A 5425-nucleotide genomic window follows, 5' to 3' on the forward strand; every position below is an offset into this window, starting at 1 on the left:
ACCACACCTGCTTGCACCGCGATGTGGCTCGCGTCGCCGAGACTGGGGCCGCTACGACGAGATCGCACAGCTCCCGCGGTCGGCCTTGACGGGCCCGGACGTCGACGGTCGGATGTCGAAGTCGAAGATCGCCGTCGGGAGATAGAGCGAACAGCACGCGTTCGGGATGTCGACGACGCCGCTGACCCGACCCTCGATCGGCGCGGCGCCGAGCAGCAAATACGCCTGCGCCCCGGAGTAGCCGAACTTCTGCAGGTACGTCACGGCGTTGAGGCACGCATTGCGGTAGGCGACGGTCGCGTCGTTGTACAGCTGGGTGTCGGTGTCGTGATCGACGCCGATCCCGATGAACGTGATGAACTCCGAGTAGCGCGGTTCGACGTTGCCCGGCATCAAGATCGGGTTGGTGGTGACCCCGTAGGTCTCCATGCCGCCCTTGATCAGGTCGACGTGGAAGTCGATGAACCCACCCATCTCGATGGCACCGCAGAAGGTGATCTCGCCGTCGCCCTGACTGAAGTGCAGGTCACCGCCCGAGAACAGCGCACCCGGAACGTGCACGGGGTAGAACACCCGGGAACCGCGGGTGAAGTTCTTGATGTCGTGGTTGCCGCCGTTCTCGCGGGCAGGCACGGTGCGCGCGCCTTCCTTGCCGATCTTGGTCAGGACGTCCCCGCTTGCGGTGCCGCCGAGCACCGATTCCTCCAGCGGCGGCAGCGCCAGCGCTGGGATCCGCCCGGGGTCGGTGTCGATCAGCGCCTGCTCGCGGGTGTTCCACCGCGCCAGCAGTTCCGGTGACGGAGCCGTTCCGAACAAGCCGGGATGGGTGATGCCGGTGAACTCGACGCCAGGGATGTGCCGCGACGTGCACTTCTGCCCGGAGAAGTCCCAGATCGCCTTGTAGGCGTCGGGGAAGTAGTCGGTGAGGAACCCGCCACCGTTCGCCTTGGCGAAGATGCCGGTGTAGCCCCAGCCCTGACCGGGCGCGTCACCGACCTCCTGGGGCACGGGGCCCAGATCGAGGATGTCGACGACGAGCAGGTCGCCGGGCTCGGCGCCCTCGACGTAGATCGGCCCGGACAGCATGTGGGCGTGTGAGAGGTCGACGTCGCGGACGTCGTTCGCGGAGTCGTTGTTGCCGATCTGGCTGTCGGTCCACTCGCGGCACTCCACCCGAATCGACTGACCCGGCCGCACGCGAACGGCCGGCGGGATGTCGGGATGCCACCGGTTGTGGCCCGGCACGGCCTGCTCGCGCATCGAACGGGCCTGGTCGACGGAGAACACGACGTCGGGCATCTTTCAACTCCTCAGGGTCGGGGCAGTCGGGCGTGGCGCGGATCGGTCGTGGTGCGGGTGGCCCGACGGGAGTGCCCGGGTACCGCCGACACCACCGTCGGAACGTCAGCGCTCCGAGCGCCGGCGTCCAGTGCTTGGCGTAGGCGCGGATTCAGCGATCGCAACGCCGGCAGGCCGAACACGCGCCGCGCGCTGCGCCCGCAGGACGGACAAGAGGCCGGGTCGCCGACCTTCGCCATCGGTCGGACCAGCGTGAAACCGCCGCACGGCTCACAGTCATATCCATAGGTCGGCAAGTACTCGTACCTCCGCGAATGCATTTGGGGCTCAAATCCATTGGATCACGTTGGTCGGAGGCGCGCCAGGTGATCATTTTCGGCCGTCGCGGTGAGGAAACGGCCTCGTGGGCGGAACCCATGTGTCACGCACTCGAAACGTTGCCGAATCGGTCCCGTAGTTCAGCAATCTCACATTTCCGTGCTGATGCACGTCTTCCTGGTGAGCGCTCCGGCTGGGGCGACACCACGAGCTGTTTGGTAACGGAGGAACGATCATGTCGATCGAGGAAAACAAGTCTGTCGTCGGACGCTGGTTCACCGAGTTTTGGGGACCGGATTTCAATCCGGCCGTCATCGAGCAGCTCGCCGCACCGGATATCCGTTTCGAGTACTCCCTGCACGCCCCGTGCCGCGGTCGCGCGGAGGTGCACGCGTTCGCCACGAAGTTCCGCGCGGCCTTTCCCGACCTTGCCTTCAGTGGCACTGCTGACCTGATCGCCGAGGGTGACTACGTCGTAGGTCAGTGGATCGGCGGTGGCACCCAGACGGGTGAAGCGTTCGACGACATGCCCATTGGCGCGCTTCCTGCGGAAACCGGCAAGACGATGCGTTTCACCGGCACCACCATCCTCAAGGTCGAGAATAGCCTGATCACCGAGGAAATCGGTCTGGACGATGGGGTGAAGGTGCTGAGGCAGCTGGGCTTGATCGTCGCGGCCTGATCGGCCTGCTCGGTGATCTCACCGCCGCGCGGATCCCGTCAGTGCTTGACCGCTGGCGGATTGCAGCAGGCAGATGACGGTGCTCGGCAGGGGATTGTTCGACGTCCTGTCCTGATTCGAGTCGATCAGGTAGGTCACCGAGTATTGGCTGCCGTCGACGGGTCGACCGGTGTACTCGGCAACTCCTGCCTCACAGCTGCGGTTGGCGACGTCGGCGATGGCGGCATTGACCTCCACCGGCGCGCGCAGATAGACCTCGGCCGCGTGCGCCGCCGCGCAGTCGACGAGCGAGACGGTCACGGCACCGAGATCGACCGCGGGAACGTCGGCAATGCAGTCACCGACCTCCAGATCGACCCACTTGTGGGTATCGGGGGCCAGCGTCATCGGTGGGGCAGCGACGGTCGGGGCCGGTGACGTCGATACGGCGGACGTCGACGTGGCCGTCGTCCTACCGACCGAGGTGTCGGTGGCAACGGGGCCGCAGGCCGACAGCGACGCGATCGCGCACAGGCCCGACAGGACGCGAAGACTCCGGATCCGCATGGCGGCCTCCTCGACCCGCGCCCGATCGGCTAACGGATGAGTCTAGGTGCGGGTCTGCGCGACGCACTGAGATCGCCGACTTATTGGTGCTGCTCGCTGGCCCGTAGCTGCCGGTACTCGTCGGCGCGCTCGTCGGTGATGTGGGGCAGCGGTGGAAAGTCCAACCAGCCGGGAGTGAATGGGCTGGCCAGGTCACGGTCGGTGGGAATCTCGACGAGCACGGGAGCCTGCGCGTCAAACGCCCGCTTGAACGTGGGCTCCAGGTCGGCGGCGGACTCGACCCTGAAGGACTCGAGCCCGAACGACTTGCCGAGATCCTTGAAACTGGGGCTGTAGGGGCTGCCATCGGGGCGGTTGAACTCGGTGCCGATGATCCGGTCGGTGGCATTGCGCTGACCGCCGCGGATGGAGATGTAACCAGAGTTGTCCTGGACGATGAACACCACGGGGATGTCGTGCTGGACGGCAACACCGATCTCCTGGGCGGTCATCAGGAAGTCGCCGTCACCGGTGATGCAGGCAACCTGACGCTCCGGAGCGGCAAGCTTCGCCCCGAGTGCAGCGGGCACCGGCCACCCCATGGCGGAGAATCCGCCGGTGGTCAGATGGGTGCGCGGTTCGTAGACGGGGAACGTCTGCTTCACCGCCCCCTGAGTGTTGCCCGACCCGGCCAACACGATGCCGGTGCGGTCCATCACCTGGCGCAGTGCGGCCAGCGGCCGCTGCAGGGTGAATGGAAAGCGGTCGGTGTCGCGACGTGTCGACAACTCGTTCTCCCACTCAGCCCTACGCTCGGCGACTTCGGCGAGATAATCGCTGCGATCGGGCTTGTTCGGCAGGGAGGCGACGATCGCGGCAACCGCCGGCTTGGCGTCGGCGAGGATCCCGACCTCGGCAGGATAGATCTTGCCGATCTCGTGCGGGTCGATGTCGATGTGGATGAGCTTCGCGGGTGGGAACGAGAAAGATTGTCCGCGGGCGTAACTCGACGCCGACCAGTCGGTGAAGCGGCATCCGATGGACACCACGACGTCGGCGTTGGCGGCCAGGTAGTTGCCGTGGATGGTGCCGGTCTGCCCGACACTGCCCACGAACAGATCGTGGTCTTCAGGAAACGCGCTCTTGCCATTCCAGGTGGTGACGACGGGAATGGACAGCCCGTCGGCCAGCGCGAGCACTTCGTCGGTGGCGTTGGCACTGATGGCGCCACCACCGACGACGATGACCGGTCGTCTGGCGGTGCCCAGCAGCGTGATGGCCCGAGTGATCGCCTCGGGGTCGGGGTATTGCAACCCGATCGGCAGCCTGCGGGCCAGGTCGTGAAAGTTGACCTCGGCGGTCTCGGCGTGCAGATCCCATGGCACCTCGACGTGGGCCGGACCGCGACGGCCCGTCAGCATCGTGCTGAACGCGCGGTGCATGATGAACGGCAGATCCTCGATGCTGTTGGCCACCCAGCTGCGCTTGGACACGGCCTCGGCGATCTGTGGAAAGCCATTGTCCTTCTGACGTTCCAGCTCTTGGAGGACGCCGCGGCCGCGCATGTGGCGCGGTGGCCCGCCCGTGATCACCAGCACACTAGTGGAGTCGCTATAAGCGGTGGCCAGGCCGAGCACGGTGTTCGATGCGCCCGCGCCGATCGACGTGACCGCGGCCATTGGTTTGCCGGACGCCCGGTAGTAGCCGTCGGCCAGATGAACCGCACTCTGCTCGTGGTAGGTCTGGATGAAGGGGATCTTCGACTCGTCCTCATTGAAGGCGTCCATCAAGCCCCAGATGCCGTGCCCGGGAATGCCCGCCACGTAAGGAATCCCGTATTCCTTGAGGATGCGGGCGATGACCTGCCCGCCGTTGAGCCTAGGCATGAATGTCCTTCCGGTCGTGAGGTACTGGACTGGCGCTCGCATCGACGTGCGACGACGGTCGTACTCAGTGTGACCCCGACGGATCACGTGTGGTCAGGCCCAAATTGTGCAGTTGGACGGAAATGACCTGCACACACTGCCACCGGATGCCTTACACACTTTGTGCAAGGCCACGGGCAGCACTGCATATTCTGCGGCTCCTTCTGGGAGAACTGCATCCCTAGGTTTGGAGAGTGTCGTCGTGTCGTCTGTCGACACGAAACCCTCAGCCCAGGGGAGTGCTTTCCATGTCCACACCAGTCGCGGCGTTGCGGTCGCAGGTCGTCACGGACCCGCCGGAGGTCCTCGTGGCCGACGTCGCCATCATCGGTTCCGGAATGGGCGGGGGCAGCCTCGCGTACGCGTTGCGCGACCGTGACGTCGACGTCCTCATCATCGAGCAAGGCGACTTCCTCCCGGTCGAGCGGGAGAACTGGTCCTTCGACGCCGTGCATACCCGCGGGCGCTACAAGAACTCGGCCGCGTGGCACGACACCCTGGCCGGAAAGGACTTCGTGCCCGGCAACTACCACTACGTCGGTGGCAGCACGAAGCTCTACGGGGCCACGCTGCCGCGCTTTCGCGAATGCGATTTCGCCGAGATCGAGCACGCCGACGGTGTGTCGCCGGCGTGGCCCATCGATTACGCCGACCTCGAGCCGTTCTACGGCCAGGC

The 5425-nt window shown here is 65.7% G+C and carries 6 protein-coding genes; 2 read left to right on the top strand and 4 right to left on the bottom strand.

Going from position 1 to position 5425, the window contains the following annotated elements; all coding sequences use genetic code 11:
* Positions 1 to 51: 51 nt before the first annotated feature.
* Together fmdA and QOC69_RS12570 are read right to left on the bottom strand one after the other, a co-directional pair.
* Positions 52 to 1299: a formamidase gene (gene fmdA, locus QOC69_RS12565; protein ID WP_526439887.1), complete on the bottom strand. Its 1248-nt coding sequence runs from the start codon at positions 1297 to 1299 to the stop codon at positions 52 to 54.
* An 11-nt stretch (positions 1300 to 1310) separates the two neighbouring features.
* Positions 1311 to 1619 (bottom strand): FmdB family zinc ribbon protein, encoded by a 309-nt coding sequence (locus QOC69_RS12570; RefSeq protein ID WP_526439889.1) that lies wholly within the window; start codon positions 1617 to 1619, stop codon positions 1311 to 1313.
* Positions 1620 to 1852: 233 nt separating this feature from the next.
* Here QOC69_RS12570 and QOC69_RS12575 point away from each other — a divergent pair, with 233 nt between their 5' ends.
* A complete protein-coding gene (locus QOC69_RS12575; protein ID WP_526439891.1) occupies positions 1853 to 2299 on the top strand; it encodes an ester cyclase in 447 nt (148 codons plus the stop codon).
* 18 nt (positions 2300 to 2317) lie between these two features.
* Here the strand turns inward: QOC69_RS12575 and QOC69_RS12580 are convergent, their stop codons facing one another.
* Positions 2318 to 2845: a hypothetical protein gene (locus QOC69_RS12580; RefSeq protein ID WP_526439893.1), complete on the bottom strand. Its 528-nt coding sequence runs from the start codon at positions 2843 to 2845 to the stop codon at positions 2318 to 2320.
* Between the two features lie 80 nt (positions 2846 to 2925).
* Positions 2926 to 4710, bottom strand: coding sequence for a thiamine pyrophosphate-binding protein (locus QOC69_RS12585; RefSeq protein ID WP_526439895.1), 1785 nt, complete (start codon positions 4708 to 4710; stop codon positions 2926 to 2928).
* 287 nt (positions 4711 to 4997) lie between these two features.
* Between QOC69_RS12585 and QOC69_RS12590 the strand changes: the two genes are divergently transcribed.
* Positions 4998 to 5425 (top strand): NAD(P)-binding protein (locus tag QOC69_RS12590; RefSeq protein WP_526439897.1); only part of this gene is annotated, 428 nt, incomplete at its 3' end.

Origin of the sequence: Mycobacterium sp., assembly GCF_032162105.1 — a bacterium.
Lineage (GTDB): Bacteria > Actinomycetota > Actinomycetes > Mycobacteriales > Mycobacteriaceae > Mycobacterium.